The organism is Thalassotalea coralli (assembly GCF_055786205.1).
The window spans coordinates 166,702-180,884 of sequence record NZ_JBVVBK010000004.1 but is presented as its reverse complement, the minus strand read 5'-3'; the positions used below and the strand labels follow the sequence as shown (position 1 = coordinate 180,884).

Annotated in this window: 14 protein-coding genes; 4 read left to right on the top strand and 10 right to left on the bottom strand. The window is 39.6% G+C overall.

What is annotated here, in order from left to right; genetic code table 11:
* Positions 1-3: 3 nt before the first annotated feature.
* The 7 genes from ACOB80_RS11825 to ffh all read right to left on the bottom strand — a co-directional run bounded on the left by ACOB80_RS11825 (position 4) and on the right by ffh (position 5,482).
* Positions 4-1,110: a sensor histidine kinase gene (locus ACOB80_RS11825; protein ID WP_473166041.1), complete on the bottom strand. Its 1,107-nt coding sequence runs from the start codon at positions 1,108-1,110 to the stop codon at positions 4-6.
* A gap of 175 nt (positions 1,111-1,285) precedes the next feature.
* The gene (rplS, locus tag ACOB80_RS11820; RefSeq protein WP_473166040.1) at positions 1,286-1,639 is read right to left on the bottom strand and encodes a 50S ribosomal protein L19; all 354 of its coding nucleotides are present in this window, start codon (positions 1,637-1,639) and stop codon (positions 1,286-1,288) included.
* A gap of 15 nt (positions 1,640-1,654) precedes the next feature.
* Complete coding sequence (gene trmD / locus ACOB80_RS11815) at positions 1,655-2,413, bottom strand: tRNA (guanosine(37)-N1)-methyltransferase TrmD (protein WP_473166289.1); 759 nt, start codon at positions 2,411-2,413, stop codon at positions 1,655-1,657.
* Between the two features lie 18 nt (positions 2,414-2,431).
* Positions 2,432-2,962 (bottom strand): ribosome maturation factor RimM, encoded by a 531-nt coding sequence (gene rimM, locus ACOB80_RS11810; RefSeq protein ID WP_473166039.1) that lies wholly within the window; start codon positions 2,960-2,962, stop codon positions 2,432-2,434.
* 21 nt (positions 2,963-2,983) lie between these two features.
* Complete coding sequence (gene rpsP, locus ACOB80_RS11805) at positions 2,984-3,232, bottom strand: 30S ribosomal protein S16 (RefSeq protein ID WP_473166038.1); 249 nt, start codon at positions 3,230-3,232, stop codon at positions 2,984-2,986.
* A gap of 211 nt (positions 3,233-3,443) precedes the next feature.
* Positions 3,444-3,899 (bottom strand): nuclear transport factor 2 family protein, encoded by a 456-nt coding sequence (locus ACOB80_RS11800; protein ID WP_473166037.1) that lies wholly within the window; start codon positions 3,897-3,899, stop codon positions 3,444-3,446.
* 185 nt (positions 3,900-4,084) lie between these two features.
* Complete coding sequence (ffh, locus tag ACOB80_RS11795; RefSeq protein ID WP_473166036.1) at positions 4,085-5,482, bottom strand: signal recognition particle protein; 1,398 nt, start codon at positions 5,480-5,482, stop codon at positions 4,085-4,087.
* Between the two features lie 229 nt (positions 5,483-5,711).
* Between ffh and ACOB80_RS11790 the strand changes: the two genes are divergently transcribed.
* From ACOB80_RS11790 to ACOB80_RS11780, 3 genes are all read left to right on the top strand, one after another.
* Complete coding sequence (locus ACOB80_RS11790) at positions 5,712-6,779, top strand: SO_0444 family Cu/Zn efflux transporter (protein ID WP_473166035.1); 1,068 nt, start codon at positions 5,712-5,714, stop codon at positions 6,777-6,779.
* A 112-nt stretch (positions 6,780-6,891) separates the two neighbouring features.
* Complete coding sequence (locus tag ACOB80_RS11785) at positions 6,892-7,692, top strand: cytochrome C assembly family protein (RefSeq protein ID WP_473166034.1); 801 nt, start codon at positions 6,892-6,894, stop codon at positions 7,690-7,692.
* 66 nt (positions 7,693-7,758) lie between these two features.
* Positions 7,759-9,057: an HlyC/CorC family transporter gene (locus ACOB80_RS11780; protein ID WP_473166033.1), complete on the top strand. Its 1,299-nt coding sequence runs from the start codon at positions 7,759-7,761 to the stop codon at positions 9,055-9,057.
* Between the two features lie 506 nt (positions 9,058-9,563).
* Here ACOB80_RS11780 and ACOB80_RS11775 read toward each other — a convergent pair.
* The gene (locus ACOB80_RS11775) at positions 9,564-10,184 is read right to left on the bottom strand and encodes a transglycosylase SLT domain-containing protein (RefSeq protein WP_473166032.1); all 621 of its coding nucleotides are present in this window, start codon (positions 10,182-10,184) and stop codon (positions 9,564-9,566) included.
* 272 nt (positions 10,185-10,456) lie between these two features.
* Here ACOB80_RS11775 and ACOB80_RS11770 point away from each other — a divergent pair, with 272 nt between their 5' ends.
* Complete coding sequence (locus ACOB80_RS11770; RefSeq protein WP_473166031.1) at positions 10,457-11,041, top strand: acyl carrier protein phosphodiesterase; 585 nt, start codon at positions 10,457-10,459, stop codon at positions 11,039-11,041.
* Between the two features lie 34 nt (positions 11,042-11,075).
* Here ACOB80_RS11770 and ACOB80_RS11765 read toward each other — a convergent pair whose 3' ends face one another.
* Positions 11,076-12,053 carry an aldo/keto reductase gene (locus ACOB80_RS11765; protein ID WP_473166030.1) on the bottom strand — a complete coding sequence of 326 codons (978 nt, stop codon included), beginning with the start codon at positions 12,051-12,053 and terminating at the stop codon, positions 11,076-11,078.
* A 516-nt stretch (positions 12,054-12,569) separates the two neighbouring features.
* Entirely contained in the window at positions 12,570-14,138 is a 1,569-nt protein-coding gene (gshA, locus tag ACOB80_RS11760; protein WP_473166029.1) for a glutamate--cysteine ligase, read from the bottom strand.
* Positions 14,139-14,183 lie beyond the last annotated feature (45 nt).

Below are 14,183 nucleotides of genomic sequence, written 5' to 3'. Positions count from 1 at the left end.
AATTTACTCTTGAATATAGGGCACTGAAATCGTTACGGTGGAGCCCGTATCTTTTTGCTCGAAGTTTAACTCAGCCTGTTCATTAAACAAGGTATTTAAACGTTCACGGGTATTATTAAGGCCAATACCAAAGCCGTGCTCGCTCTGAGAAAGGGAGCCAACGCCATTGTCTTTCACTGATACAATTAACTTAGTTTCTTGTACCAAACAATTGACATAAATTTCTGCTCGCCCTTTTTTCGACTCAACACTGTATTTGATAGCGTTCTCGATAATAGGCTGAATAAAAAGCGCAGGAACTTTGGCATCATTTGCTCGCTCATCTACGTCAACCGTCACTAGTAAGCGTTCACCAAAACGCACTTTTTCGATAGAAAGGTAAAGCGTTAAAAGTTCCATTTCCTTAGCTATCGTACTTTCCACTTCAGTGTTTTGTTCTAAAGAATAGCGAAAGAAAGCACAAAGTTTATCTAGCATCTCCCCAGCCTTTTCGTTGTCTTGCTTGTAAATCAAGGTTGAAATGGCGTTCATGGTATTAAACATAAAATGAGGGTTGAGCTGATAGCGCAGCATTTGTAGCTGTGACTCTTTCGCTGACGTTTGCGCCCTTAAAAGCATCTCATGCTCTTTTTGTAACTTGGTGTTATAGAGCATGATGAAAAATATAGCTGTCCATATAAACATGGTCGATACAGAAAAGAGAAACCAGCCACCAAACTCCAACATGTTCCATTCTTCGTACCACACTTGGTGGTAGACAACGGTTTTATAAGAGGCTAATTTTACGATATTGAAGATAAGCCCCATCAAGGCGGCATTGGCAAAGCTGATAAGTAGAGTTTTTTTAAGTGGCAAGTGTACTGTTTGCCTGATCACCCACCAGCAAACATATGAAAGAGTAAAGCCGCTTAAGACTTCTACACCTAAATTTATAATCTGACCAGATAAATTAAAGTTTTCATCGTTAAATTGCGGGCGAATAATCGCAATAAAAACAACGACAGCGTAACCAAACCAGCCACTTAACTGTAACGTCCAAAATTGGTGGCTTTGTTTAGAAAATGCGCTAGGTTCAATTTGCAGATTAGCGTCTTGAGAAACAACAACCATAACTTCACTCTTCTTGTATAACTTTTATTAGTGTGAAGTAAAAAGAGAAAAATTTGCAAGTTCTTTATTCATTTACCCCTTTTCTAGAGATATTACGGCATTAAAAAACCCGCTTGTTTTACCAAGCGGGTTTCTTTGAGCAGTTATACTGCGTAATTTTCTTGAGCAAAGAAAATTACTTTTTAGCCAACTTCTCTTTAATACGTGCTGAACGACCAGAGCGCTCACGCAAGTAGTAAAGTTTAGATTGACGAACGTCACCGCGACGCTTAACTTCGATAGAGTCGATTAACGGGCTGTGTGTCTGGAATACACGTTCAACACCTACACCGCTAGAAATTTTACGTACGGTGAAAGCTGAGTGTAAGCCGCGGTTTTTAACAGCAATAACAACACCTTCAAATGCTTGAAGACGTTCTTTATTACCTTCTTTAACTCTTACTTGAACTACTACTGTGTCTGATGGTGCAAACGCAGGTAGGTCTTTTTTCATTTGCTCTTGTTCGAGCTCTTTAAGAATATTGCTCATAATATTACCTTTTTCCTAGGATTCACGGTCTGTTGCATTTTGCTTGATTTGTTCAAGCATCTTTTGCTGTTCAGCCGTCAGAGCTAGGTCAGTTAAAAGTTCTGGTCTTCTGGTCCATGTTCTTTCTAAAGACTGATATTCTCGCCATTGTCTTATATGCTCATGATTTCCACTCAGTAACACTTTAGGAACCGACTTACCGTCTAATACCTCAGGCCTAGTGTAATGAGGGCAATCTAGCAATCCATCTGAAAAAGAATCTTGTTCAGCAGATTGATTATGTCCTAACACACCCGGCACTAACCGTGCTACGGCATCGATTACATTCATCGCGGCTAATTCGCCACCACTTAATATGTAATCACCGACAGACCATTCTTCATCGATATGCGATTCGATCAGTCTCTCGTCTATGCCTTCATATCGACCTGCTATAAATATCAGGCGATCTTGTTGTGAAAGCTCATGGGCACCACTTTGGTCGAGTTTACGTCCTTGAGGTGACAAATAAATGACCTTAGCTTTTTTACCGTCTACTTCAGCGGCTTTTTTAGCAGCTTCAATAGCGTCACGTAACGGTTGTACCATCATCAACATGCCTGGACCACCGCCGTAAGGGCGATCATCGACAGTGCGATGTTTATCATGGGTAAAATCTCTTGGGTTCCACTTATGAAACTCAATTAACCCGTTGCGTATAGCTCGGCCAGTCACCCCATACTCAGTTATTGCATCAAACATTTCGGGAAAAAGGCTAATCACCCCAATCCACAATTTGTTGTCACTCACGAGTTAAAAACCTGGGTCCCAGTCAACACAAATTTGTTTATCTTCAACGCTTACCGAATGAATCACTTGGTCTTCAATATAAGGAATTAACCTTTCTTTCTTACCAAAGCCATCATTACGATTAGCTTTAACAACAAGTACATCGTTTGAACCCGTTTCTAATAAATCAGAAACCAATCCAAAATCATAACCGGAAGTGTTGACTACTTTCATGCCGATTAAATCGCGCCAGTAGAACTCACCTTCTGGAAGCTCAGGCAATGATGCCTGATCAACAACAATTTCAGAATTCACAAATGTTTGTGCAGCATCGCGATCATCAATGTTGTTTATTTTTACCACAAGCCCTTTGTTGTGCTTGCGCCAGTCAGTTACTTCAACAGTCTGTACTTTGTTTCCTAATTTTAACGACCAAGGAAAATAGTCGAGAATTGCTTCTTGGTCTTCGGTAAAAGAGTGAATTTTCAACCAGCCTTTGACACCGTAAACTGCGCCTACTTTGCCAACAACTACTTCATTCTGCTCTTGTGCCATAACCTACAATCCGATCAATAATTAAGCTGCAGCTTGAGCGTCTTTAACAAGCTTTGCCACACGATCAGATACACCAGCACCTTGACCAACCCAGTGGTTGATGCGGTCTAGGTCTAAACGTAATTTTTCCGCTTGACCTTGTGCTGAAGGGTTGAAGAAACCTACTTTCTCGATGAAACGACCATCGCGAGAGTTACGGCTGTCTGCAACAACTACCTGATAGAATGGACGCTTCTTTGCGCCGCCACGAGCTAAACGAATGGTAACCATATCGTCCTCTATATAAATTAAATGTTAAAACGAATTTCCAGACACTTCCTGACACCGAGGTGACAGAAAAGCTCGCGTATTCTACGCTTTTTTAGCCAAAAAGCAAGCAGTATTATTGATGGTAGATAAAGATGAAAGCCCCTTTAATACGGGGCTTATCTATGAAGCTTAGTATAAATAAAGAACTTACTTAATGTAGTAAGGAATTCTTTTATTGAGATTTCGCTTTGTTAGGGATTTTGGTTGCCTGCCACGCAACCGCTTGCCAGCGCCCGTCACGCAGGGTTAATGTCCCGGTATTAAAGTAACGTTGAACTAATTCACCTTGAGCATTGTGGTTAAAAAGCTTAAAGGCAACAATCGCGATTTCACCATACAAACGTATATCCACTTCTTTTGCCGTCCACTTAGAGACATCGTCATTTTTTGCTTCAGGCTTTTCGCTGAATCCAGACATAATATTGTCTTTTCCAAAACGTGTGCCATTTGAACTAGTATAAATAAGCTCTTCGGCCCAAAAGTCATCGTGAGTTTTGCGTAATGTGTTAGTCGCTAAGAAAGTATGAAGCGTATTTTCAATCGCTTGCTTTTTGTCTTGAGCTTGAGCTTGTTGTGAAAAAGACGCAAAGCTTAGTAGCAAAATAACGGCAAAAATAAGGTTGTGCATGGTATTTCCTTGTTCTTTTTTATCATCAGATTAATCGAACTTAACTGTCGAAGTAAACGTAAATATGGAGACAACATTCGCTTTTTTGACTTCGATTCAAAGATCTTTGTTCAACGCTTCATTTCGACGTTAAATAGTAAAAAGCCGCGATAAATCGCGGCTCTTTTATAACTGTGGTGGTGAGGTTATCGACCAAAGCCGCCGAAGCCGCCTCCGCCCATGCCACCCATTCCACCTGGTGGCATCATGCCTTTCATTGAGCGCATCATTTTCTGTAATCCGCCTTTGCCAGACATTTTCTTCATCATCTTCTGCATTTGCGTAAATTGCTTAAGCAGTTTGTTTACGTCTTGAATTTGCGTACCAGAGCCGGCAGCAATACGGCGCTTACGCGAACCTTTGATAATTTCAGGACGTGCGCGTTCAGCTGGCGTCATCGAGTTAATAATGGCTTCCATACGTACCGTCATTTTGTCATCCACCTGACCTTTCATTTGGTCAGAGATATTGCCCATGCCCGGTAACTTATCCATTAAGCCCATCATGCCACCCATGCTTTTCATTTGCACAAGCTGCTCACGGAAATCCTCTAAATCAAAGCCTTTACCCGCTTTTACTTTCTTAGCAAGTTTCTCTGCTTTCTTGCGATCAACTTTTTGTTCTACTTCTTCAATTAAAGATAGAACATCACCCATGCCTAAAATGCGCGAGGCTATTCGGTCTGGATGGAAGGGCTCTAGCGCTTCAATCTTTTCACCAACACCCATAAATTTAATTGGTTTGCCAGTGATATGTCTAATTGATAACGCAGCACCACCTCGGGCGTCACCGTCGGTTTTAGTTAAAACGACACCTGTAAGTGGTAACGCATCGTTAAAGGCTTTAGCTGTATTTGCAGCATCTTGACCTGTCATAGCATCAACAGTGAATAATGTTTCCACTGGAGTAATTGCAGCATGTAAGTCTTTAATCTCGCCCATCATGTCTTCGTCAACATGCAAACGACCCGCGGTATCAACAATAAGCACGTCGAAGAAGTTTTTCTTGGCGTGATCAATCGCACTGTTGGCTATATCAATAGGCTTTTGTTTGATATCACTTGGAAAGAAATCAACACCAACGTCAGCAGCTAGCGTTTCCAACTGTTTGATAGCGGCAGGACGATAAACGTCAGCACTTACCACCAACACTTTCTTCTTTTCACGTTCTTTTAAAAACTTAGATAGTTTAGCAACAGAGGTGGTTTTACCCGCACCTTGAAGACCAGCCATTAATATAACTGCTGGTGGTGCAGTTTTTAGGTTAAGTGATTCGTTCACTTCACCCATTGCTGTTTCAAGTTCTTTTTGAACAATCTTTACGAAGACCTGACCAGGCGTTAGGCTCTTGGAAACGTCTTGCCCAACCGCACTTTCCTTAACTTTCGCAATAAATTCACGAACTACCGGTAAAGCAACGTCAGCTTCTAATAACGCCATACGCACTTCGCGCAAGGTATCTTTAATATTGTCTTCGGTTAGACGACCACGACCACTGATATTTTTCAGGGTTTTGGTTAAGCGATCAGAAAGATTCTCAAACATGTCACTCTCAAATTACAGACATAAATGGGGAAAAATAACGCTTCATTATACGCGTGCGAAAAAGAAGCGAAAGCTTTACTCTTCAAATAATAACAAAATTGCCACTTTTCAAGAAAAAACCACGAATTAAAAGTGGTTAAAATTTGTTACTTAGTCATTGGTTAAAGAGTACGCGTAGTAAAATTCATGGTAAGCTAGCTTTGATAAAAAGTTTTTGAGTACCGAGCGAATGGACATACTTTCACAACTGGCTATTAATTTTCTCGATCTAAGTATAGAAGCAGGTCCATGGCTGCTGCTAGGTTTAATCATTGCCGGTTTAATGAAAGCGTTAGTGCCAACCAAAATTCTTAGTCACCATTTAGGTAAAGGTAAGATGGCTATTGTCAAAGCGGCATTTATTGGTGCGCCTCTGCCACTGTGTTCTTGTGGAGTGATCCCTGTTGCAACTGAATTAAGGAGGAGTGGAGCTTCTGCGCCAGCAACCTCTTCATTTTTAGTCGCTACCCCTGAAACGGGTGTTGACTCTGTCTCTGTTTCTTATGCGATGTTAGGGCCAATCATGGCAATCTATCGCCCCATTACTGCCATCTTATCAGCGATAGCGACAGGTTTATTAGTGGCAACCACTAATCCTGACGCAACCAATACAAGTGAAAACTCGGTAAACTGCTGCGCTTCAAAAACAAAAGTTGAAGAAACCAAGAAAACGACTTCTTGCTGTTCCTCTAAAGTCCCCGAAAAACCAAGTATATGGAGTAACACCAAAGAAGGGTTGATGTATGCTGGTACTCGATTAATTGACGACTTAGCTGTTTGGCTATTAGTAGGTTTAATATTTGCCACTTTAATCCGCACTTTTGTCCCTGAGAGCTTTTTGTTAAGTTACGGTAGCGGCTTACCTGCCATGTTACTTATGATCGCTATTTCAATTCCTATGTATATTTGCGCGACAGCGTCTACGCCTATTGCTGCTGGCTTTATCATGGCGGGTATTTCTCCGGGAACAGCGCTAGTATTTATGATGGCAGGGCCAGCAACAAATATTTCAACCTTAGGTGTCATTAAAAAAGAAATGGGTACTAATGTGCTTATTCGTTACCTAGCAGGTATTTCAATTTGTGCAATTGGCTTCGGCTTATTACTCGATTTTGGCCTTAGCTTTTACCAAATTGATTTAGGTCATCAAATGGCCCATAGCCATGAAATTCTGCCCTATAGCATTGGCCTATCATCAGTAGTATTGTTAGCATTTTTAGCAATAAAGCCGATTAGAAAACTTATTATAGGTCGTTAGAATTGTAAAAAGGTGATTTACATCAAGCGACAAGCATAGATAATAGTAGCCTTGATGAATCATTTTGATAATATGCAGCCCTAAGTAGGTTGCTTAAAAAGGAATTAGTTCTTTGGAATTAGCCAATGTCGGCAGTATTGCTGCCAGTATATGTTTCGCTTTAGCCACTTTTGCTGTTGTTGTGCGTTTTTTTCATCCTGATGGCCCACACCTTAAAACAGTCCTTTTGTTAGGCTGTTCTGGGATCGTTTTACAAACATTAGCTACAGCGCAACTCATCTTAGCTAACTCGGGCGTTAACTTTGCTTTGCCTAATGTCATTTCTTTAGTAAGTTTAGTTATTACCTTATCGATAACAGCACTTGCATTGAAATATCGCGTCAACCTATTACTCCCAGTTACTTATGGCTTTGCCGCCATTTGGCAACTTGTTTATACCTTTATTCCTCATGACGCGCAATTACCTGTGATGGCGGAAAAACTAGCAGTTGTTAGTCACATTACCATCGCCTTAGTCGCTTACTGCATTTTAATTATTGCTACCCTTTATTGCTTCCAAGTTGCCTATATCAACATGAAGTTGAAAGATAAAAACCTAATGGCCGTGAGTCAATTACCTCCACTTATGCAAGTCGAAGGGCAATTATTTACTATCTTAGGTGTGGGCACCTTGTGCTTATTCTTAAGCCAAGTCGTGGGCTTAGCGTTTTTAGATAGCTTTATTGATAAGTCTAATGCGCATAAAACCATATTATCGTTAATCGCATTAGCAATTTATAGTGTTACTTTGTGGGGCCACTACAGACAAGGTTGGCGAGGTAAAAGAGTGCTAATATTAACGCTAATCGCGTCTAGTTTATTAACATTGGCCTATTTTGGCAGCAAATTCGTGAAAGAAGTTCTCTTATCATAAAATATGCGGTATAAATAACCTCTTGCTTTAATAAGCAATTGTGTTTGGCAATATAGGACCCCCTTTTTGGACAGCATAGCTACAAGTACCCTTTTTATAATATTGGGTGTACTTATCTTTCTATCAGCCTACTTTTCTAGTTCTGAAACGGGCTTGATGTCAATTAACCGATATAGGTTAAAACACTTAGAAAAAGAAAATCATAAAGGCGCTAAGCGAGTTAGTAAGTTACTCGAACGCCCAGATAGATTAATCGGCTTAATTTTAATTGGAAATAACCTCGTAAACATTGCCGCAGCGTCTATCGCGACTATCATTGGCACTCGACTACTGGGTGATTTTGGTGGATTCATCGCTTCGACTGTAATCTTGACCTTCGTTATTTTAATCTTTGCAGAAGTAACGCCTAAAACGTTGGCCGCCTTGTATCCTGAGAAAATTTCTTTCCCAAGTTCGCTAATTCTCGCCCCTTTACTAAAGATTCTTTATCCGTTAGTTGTCATTGTTAATTGGATTACCAATGGCTTGTTAGCGATTATTGGTGTTAGCCCTGAGCAACGTGAACAACATAGTTTAAGCTCTGAAGAGCTTAGAACCGTGGTAAATGAATCGGGTGCACTACTCGCAGAGCGCGATCAAGATATGCTGGTAGGTATCTTAGATCTGGAAAAAGTAAAAGTAGAAGATATTATGGTGCCACGCAGTGATTTGATTGGCATCGATATAAATGAAGAGTGGAAGAAAATTCAGAAACAGCTGACCCACTCTACTCATACCAGAGTATTACTTTATCGCGATACTATCGACGATGTAGTTGGCTATGTTCACGTGCGAGATGCATTAAAGCTAGTGTCTAAAAACCAGTTCACAAAAGCAACTTTACTTAGAGCAGTACGCGAGTTGTACTTTATTCCAGAAGGTACACCACTTAACGTACAATTGTTAAAGTTTCAACGCGCCAAAGAGCGCTTAGGACTTGTTGTCGATGAATATGGTGATATTCAAGGCTTAGTAACATTAGAAGATATCTTAGAAGAAATTGTCGGTGATTTTACTACCACCATGACACCTGCCCCATCTGAAGAAGTTCACCCGCAGCAGGACGGCAGTTACCTCGTTGATGGCACAGCAAACGTACGCGATATCAATAAAGAAATGGATTGGAAGTTTCCAATTGACGGCCCTAAAACCCTTAATGGCCTTATTCTCGAATACTTAGAAGACATTCCTGAAGCTAACTTAAGCGTTCGTATAGCAGGCTACCCGTTAGAAATTGTCGATGTTAATGGCAATATGATCAAAACAGTACGTATCATGCCAGAGTTTTATCAATCTGAAGACGCGGAAACAGAGAGTCAGATATAACACAAACCCTTTTATTGAGCACAATTGCTCAATAAAAGGTGGCTTGCTATTTTTGTGAATACAATTTTTATTTTCCACACAGTTATCCACAAGCAATATTAATAACTCACATTTCCACAATTTCTGTGGATAACAAAGCCAACCCCATAAAAATAAAGCCCTCTAATTTTGCAAACTATTTTTGCAAAAAAAATGAAGTTTTTTTTGCATTTTCGTTAAGGTCACGGCACCACTGCCCTAGAGGCAAATTTCAGTAATATAAGGTGTTTTGGCAGGAAAAATGCTAAGAAAAAACAATGCAGACACATTTGCCGAAAGGTTAATCAACCCAAAGAAAAGTTTCGTAGTAAATAAGGTGTTTTGTCTAAAAACGCGAGATAAATAAAAAGCAATAATTAAGCTCATTCAGGGCTAAAAATAGCTAAATTAAGCCCTGACAAGCCTTACTGTTGAAAAGTTATCCAAAGAGGTAAAAAGTTAAGCATCCCCAGATAACTCACTAACATTTAGCCGAAAAACAAACGCCACAACCAACTTTTGTTCAGGTCAGCTTCACAGCTTTTAAGCTGGCTACTATAACGCTTAGCTCTGTTGTCGACTTTACGGGCTACTTTCACTAACCAAGCCTTCTTTTTATAAGTTTTTCGCTTATAGCCGCCCCAACCCTCATGGTAATTTAGATATTGGTTATAAGCATCCCACTTAGATATTTTGTTAATTTTATGGGTTTTATAAATGAACCAGCCCATAAAATCGATAGCATCGTCAAAGTCATCTCTATCAGCACCACTATTTCCGGTTTCACGAATATAGTCATCCCAAGTCATCGTTTTAGCCTGAGAATATCCATAAGCAGTGCTTACTCTTCCCCAAGGAATAAAACCAAATAGGTAATCGCGAGGAGGCAAAGCATCTTCTTTGAAGGAACTTTCTTGATACATCATGCTCATAGGAACATGAATTGGTGTACCCCAGCGTTCTCGTGCGTCTTTTGCGGCAAAATACCAATCTCTGTGTTCTTTAAAAATTTCACAAAGGTTCTCAGGATTTTTAGGTGGAGGTGTAGCGCAACTAGCTAACAGCCAAGTAGATAAAACAGTAGTAAGCAGTACAGATTTTTTTTTCATGTCTCTTTTCAGCTGACTTTTTTATGGGCTCATAATGCCAGAATTATTAAAAAAAAGAAGCCAATAAAAAAAAATGAAAAAAAATAAATTATTTTTGAACTTTTAGAAAACTCACCACTCTTAACTTACAAGACTTTCATATTGTGTTTCCCTTGGATAGTTTAGCGCGTTAATTTAACGCGCTTTTTTTTGCCTAAAAAAAAGTAACTTATTTATAGTAAGATGACAATTTAGACATAATCATCCACAACTTTCTATTAAGACAAACCTGCATGAACTACCTTGCTCATTTATATCTTGCCAAACCTAATGCTGATTCTCACTTTGGGAATTTACTCGGTGACTTTGGTGGTTCAACAAAACTTGCTGAAATACCCTCTAATGTTGAGCTAGGACTACAAAATCACTATATGGTAGATAGATTTACCGATAGCCATGAACTAGTGAAACAAGCAAAACAATTGTTTAATCGTAATAACAGACGTTTTGCAGGTATAGCCTTAGATGTACTATTTGATCACTTTTTAATAAAACACTGGCATCTGTTTCACCATATTCCATTCGAGCTTTTTAAACAAAATAGCTATCAACTTCTTCAAGAACGGCTCGATGTGATGCCAGAACGAATGAGTAAGACTATTCGTCGAGTAACCACCGACGATTGGTTTGAGCATTATCGCACACAGGCAGGTGTTGCCACTGCTTTAAAGAACATCGCTAAACGTATTCGTTTTGATAATTCTTTTGATAAAAGTACCGAGGACGTTACTCTACATTATCAGGAATTTGAGCAAGTATTTATGAGCTTTTTTCCTGAGCTGGTCTCTTATGTTGAGCAGCACAGTCCAGAAAATTAATGATGAACAACGCTTTATAAATAGTTCATAGCTTTTATGGTAAAGGCTTGCCGCGCGACGAAATATAAAGCGAATACCAGTCTTCTCGACTTATTTGCATAGCAGCTGAGTTAGCTTGTGCACAGGCTTTAATTCTTGCTGGGTTTATAGTACCAATAACAGGTTGAATTCGATAAGGTAACTTCATTAGCCAGCCAAGTACTATCGCTTCTTTCGATACTTGGTACTTATTTGCTAAATCATGCACTAGCTCAGCTGTTGCCACAATATGTTGCCCTTGTTCAGATAAGTCTGCGCCGGAGAAAAGTCCTTGGCTTAGGCTTCCCCAAGACTGCACCTGCACGCCGTTTAATTGACAATATTCTATAATGCCAGTGTCAAAACCAACATTGGCACTTTCACCCATGGCTACCGTAACACCTTGTTCTAAAAAACCTAGTTTAGACAAGCTCATTTCCAGTTGATTAACCACTAGGGGCGTCGACAAATGGGCGTTAATTAATTCCATTTGGTGCCTATGCATATTGGACACACCAAAGTACTTTACTTTTCCTGAGCGTTGAAGTTGTTGAAGGGTTTGAGCTAATTCTTCAACATCCATTAGAGGATCAGGGCGATGCAGCAATAAGATATCCAAATAATCAGTATGTAGGCGCGTTAAAATGTTATCTACCGAGTGCGTTATCCATTCTTGCGAATGATCATAGCGCCCCGGAATATCGCCCTCTTGAAATCTAATGGCACATTTCGATTGTAAATAGATATTGTCACGTAAATCTGCACGTTGTTTTAATAACTCACCAAATACCTGTTCAGCCTTTCCTAAGGTATAAATATCAGCATGGTCAAAAAAGTTAATGTCAGATTCAAGCGCAGTATCAATTGCAAGGTGACCATTCTTTAGATCACCTGCTGAAACAGGATTATCGTTCCATCCACCGCCTAGCCCCATGCAGCCAAAGGCAATGGAACTGGCATTGGGTAAATACTTATTTAAAGGAAGTAATTTCATCGCAATATGCTCTAATATAATGAGTTGAAAAGCTTACCTTAAATTTTAGATAAAATGATGAAAAATTGATTCCATACGTATGCTGTAGATCAGCAACACCGCGAATTACACAATTAATGTTAAAAATAAAAGTAATATATTCAATTAATTAGCGCTATAACTATAGCGAATAAACGCAGGAAGGGATCTTTTTTAGGTACATAAGGGAACTTTAAGCATCGAATGGACTCTTACTATACGAGAAAGATGTTTTTCATTTCCCTAGTGTTTCATGATTATTACGGCGCGTTTTTAATAAACGCGCTTTTTTTATTTCTAAATTAATTAGTCACTTAGGTAAAAATTTAAGAATTTAGAAATATTTTCGATTATTTTTTGAACTAATCAAGAAAGGCGTAGTCACACTATATGAGAGCAAACACCTCCCTGGACTGCTTTCTTTTATTAACAGCGCGTTACCCAAAACGCGCTTTTTTTTGTCTGATTTAAATGTTTAGACGAAAAATTTTCGACTCTTTACTTAAAATAGTCTTCAAGAAATTCATCAAAGCTTAAACTATCAGCTTCTTCAATAGCTTCTTGGTTAGCGAGAGATTCAATCGCTTGACCTTCAAAATACTCCTGGCTATATACTTGGTAAGGACGCGCTAACAGTTGCGCTTTATAATCCTGCGCAGCTTCTAACGCACACTTTGTTAAGCTTTGCTGTTTTTCATTCACTAGGTTTAACAGCTTAGCCGACGGGGTTAAACTCGGATCGTTAATTTTTTCTCTTTCAGTATTCAACGCTAGTTGATATTTATCCGTACCATAGGCCTTATCAAGTAATATAGCGACTTGTTCCATACCATCTAATAATTCACTTCCCCATTGTTTCACTGACTTTTTAATACCGTTATCATCAAGTAATAGTTGAGGGTCTCGGCCACGAACAACCACTTCATCCATATTCTGCTCATAGCTATTCTGATTAGAACACGCTAATTGTGGACTTTCTGCCAACGCACAATAGGTCAAGAAGATATCAAGAAAATATACTTGTTCTATGCTAATGCCAGTATCAACAAATGGGTTTACATCTAGCGCCCTAACTTCTATATATTCAACACCTCTATCGGCAAGCGCTTCAGAAGGTTTTTCTCCTGAGCGAGCTACTTGCTTAGGGCGCACCGGCGCATATAACTCGTTTTCGATTTGCAGCACATTACTGTTAAGTTGCTGATACTTACCGTCTACTTTTATACCGATTTTTTCAAACTTATCAGAAGAAAGGCTTATAGCGTCTTTTACACCATCTAAATATCCAGGCAAATCGTTATAACAAATAGATAAAGAAGACTGCTCGCTATTGGTATAACCTAAATCGCTCATTCGAAGTGATGTTGCATACGGTAAGTACATATATCCCGTTGACGATTTCTCAAACGGTAAGCTAGTTTCTCGCGCTTGTAAAAACGAAGGACAAATAGCTGGAGAACTACCATACAAATATGGAATCAACCAACAAAAGCGTTTGTAATTTCTCAATAAAGCAAAGTAGCGCTCCGAAATATACGTTTGCTCGTCGCTTTGATCATTATCTAACGCTTTTAACACGCCCCAGAACGATTTACTAAACGAAAAATTAAAATGAATGCCGGCGATTACCTGCATCATACTGCCATAACGGTTTTTTAATCCTTGGCGGTAAACAGTTTTCATCGTACCAATATTTGAACTGCCATATTGTGCCAACTCAATATCGTCTTCGTTACTGACGAAACACGGCATGCTCATGGGCCAAATGAGCTCATCATCAATATTTGAAAGAACAAATTTCTGAATATCCTGCAATTGTGCAATAGCTTCTTCTGGGCTGTGACTAACAGGCGTGATGAACTCCATTAAAGATTCAGCATAATCGGTTGTAATATGAGGGTGTGTAAGCGCTGAACCCAATTTTTTGGCGTGTGGTGTTGTCGCAAGTTTTCCTTCAGCGAGAACGCGCAGGCCCTCTCGCTCTATACCGCGCCCAATTCCTGCTAAACTAGATAAATTAGATTCTTGGCCAAGTGCGTCGATGTATTGCTGAAAAGATAAAGTCAAAATGAGTCCCGTTGCTGTACGCGATGTCTGACATCCTATTTAAGG